Annotated in this window: 3 protein-coding genes; all 3 read right to left on the reverse strand. The window is 60.1% G+C overall.

From position 1 onward, the window contains the following. Positions 1–668, reverse strand: a 668-nt coding sequence (ftsA, locus tag IAE77_RS26615; RefSeq protein ID WP_294233440.1) for a cell division protein FtsA, incomplete at its 3' end; no start/stop codon positions are given. Further along, positions 665–1,420: a cell division protein FtsQ/DivIB gene (locus tag IAE77_RS26620; protein WP_294233442.1), complete on the reverse strand. Its 756-nt coding sequence runs from the start codon at positions 1,418–1,420 to the stop codon at positions 665–667. The genes IAE77_RS26620 and ftsA, both read right to left, overlap by 4 nt. 98 nt (positions 1,421–1,518) lie before the next feature. Then, on the reverse strand, positions 1,519–2,230 hold a 712-nt coding region (locus IAE77_RS26625; RefSeq protein ID WP_294233445.1), incomplete at its 5' end, for a D-alanine--D-alanine ligase.

Genomic DNA, 2,230 nt, shown 5'->3' on the forward strand with positions numbered 1-2,230 from the left:
CCTTGCGTCCAGATCGCCAGATCGGTCGTACCGCCGCCGATGTCGATGAGGCAGATACCCAGATCCTTCTCGTCCTCGGATAGCACGGCGTAGCTCGATGCCAGCGGCTGCAGCACCAGATCATTGACTTCCAGCCCGCAGCGGCGCACGCACTTGACGATGTTCTGCGCCGCCGAAACGGCACCGGTCACAATGTGCACTTTCACTTCCAGGCGGAACCCGCTCATGCCGATCGGCTCACGGATTCCGTCCTGATCATCGATGATGAATTCCTGCGTCAGGATGTGCAGGATTTCCTGATCGGCCGGGATCGGCATGGCGCGCGCCGTTTCAATCACGCGCTCGACGTCCATCGGCGTCACTTCCTTGTCCTTGATCGCCACCATGCCGTTCGAATTGAAGCTCTTGATGTGACTGCCGGCAATCCCGGTATACACTTCCTTGACCTTGCAGTCGGCCATCAGCTCGACTTCCTGCAGCACCCGTGAAATGGTCGCCACGGTATCCTCGATGTTGACCACCACGCCCTTCTTCAGGCCTTTGGAGTCCTGCGATCCCATGCCGATGATGTTGAGCCGTCCTTCCGGAGTGATTTCAGCGACCAGCGCAACGATCTTCGAGGTGCCGATATCGAGCCCGACGATGATTTCCTTGTTTTCCCTGCTCATGGTTTCCCTTTACTCTCAGTTGCTGGCGCGGCAGCGAGCCGCAGCGCAAAACCATTCGGATAGCGCATATCCACAACACTCGGCCGCTGCCTGGCGGCGCTCAATACGCTCGGGTAGTACTCGACGAAGCGCAGCAGGCGCTCGCTCACCGGCGCCTTCGGCTGTTGCCGCCCCAGTTCGACGATCATTCCGTCGTCCAGTCGCAACTGCACGGCAAGACGCGGTGAAACGCTCAATGCGCGCGGTATCCGTCCGACGGGCTTGAGGATGTCCTCGGCCTGCTGGTAATGGCTCAGTATTTCCGGTGCCAGTCCTGTCGGACCGATCAGCAAGGGCATCGGTGCCGACGGCGGGGCGCTCAAGGATGCGGTGAACACTTCGCCATAGGAGTTCACCATTTGCCCCGTAGCCTGCCCCCAGAAAGCCACCGGCAGATGCTCCTCGATACTCACTTCGATACGCGACGGCCACTGCCGCCGTACTTCGGCACGACGCACCCACGGCAACTGTTCCAGAGACTGGCGCAAATCCTCCACTTTGATGCTGAAGAAATTTCCGCGCAGCAAGCCGCTGAGCGAGTTTTCCAGTTCGCTGCGACGGACTTCCCGCAACTCGTGCGTAACGAGTACTTCGCGCAGCGGGAAAAGGGGCAGGCGAGCACTCCAGACTACCGCCGCCACCAGCAATGCAGCCGTCGCTGCCACCAGGAGCAGATCGGTAACAGCGTTCATCAACTGCGGTTTGTTCCACATTCATCATCCCAAAGACAGTGGGGAGTGAGGAGTGAGGGGTGAGGAAAAAAAGCGCAGAAAAGGACACCTCACTCCTGAGTCTTCACTTTTCACTGTTGTCATGCTTTTCCTCCCAGCGTGGCCAGCGCCAGCACACGCACCACCAATTGTTCGTAGGAAATTCCCGCGACCCGTGCGGCCATCGGCACCAGCGAGTGATCGGTCATTCCCGGCGAGGTATTCACTTCCAGGAAGTACGCCTTGCCCTGCTCATCCATCAGAAAATCGACCCGCCCCCAGCCACGGCAACCGAGCACGCGGAACGCGTCCAGCGCCTGAGCCCGCAGCTCAAGCTCGCGTGATTCGGACAGCCCGCAGGGGCAGCGGTAGCTGGTGTCATCGCGCAGATACTTCGCTTCGTAGTCATAAAATTCGGTAGCCGGTTCAATCTTGATGATCGGCAGTGCCTGCATGGTGTCGCCTTCGCCGATCATGGCCACCGTGTATTCACCGCCAAGGACGCCCTGCTCGGCAATCACCAGCGAGTCATGCCTGGCGGCCGCCAGCCAGGCGGCGCGCAATTCACCGGCATGCCGCACCATCGAAACGCCGATCGATGAACCTTCGCAGGCCGGCTTGACAAAGAGCGGCAGCCCAAGCTGTTTCTCCACCGCGTCGAAATCGCTGTGCGCGTCAAGCATGACGAATTCAGGAATGGCCAGACCGACCGAACGCCACAGCAACTTGGTACGCCACTTGTCCATGCCCACGGCGGAGGCCAGCACGCCGCTTCCCGTATAAGGAATGTGCATCAGCTCAAGCGCGCCCTGG

This window comes from Prosthecobacter sp. (genome assembly GCF_014879935.1).
Classification (GTDB): Bacteria; Verrucomicrobiota; Verrucomicrobiia; order Verrucomicrobiales; family Verrucomicrobiaceae; genus Prosthecobacter.

Excerpts from the sequence above, each read along its gene's own strand:
- IAE77_RS26620 (WP_294233442.1), bottom strand. The coding sequence starts at position 1,420 with ATGTGGAACAAACCGCAGTTGATGAACGCTGTTACCGATCTGCTCCTG.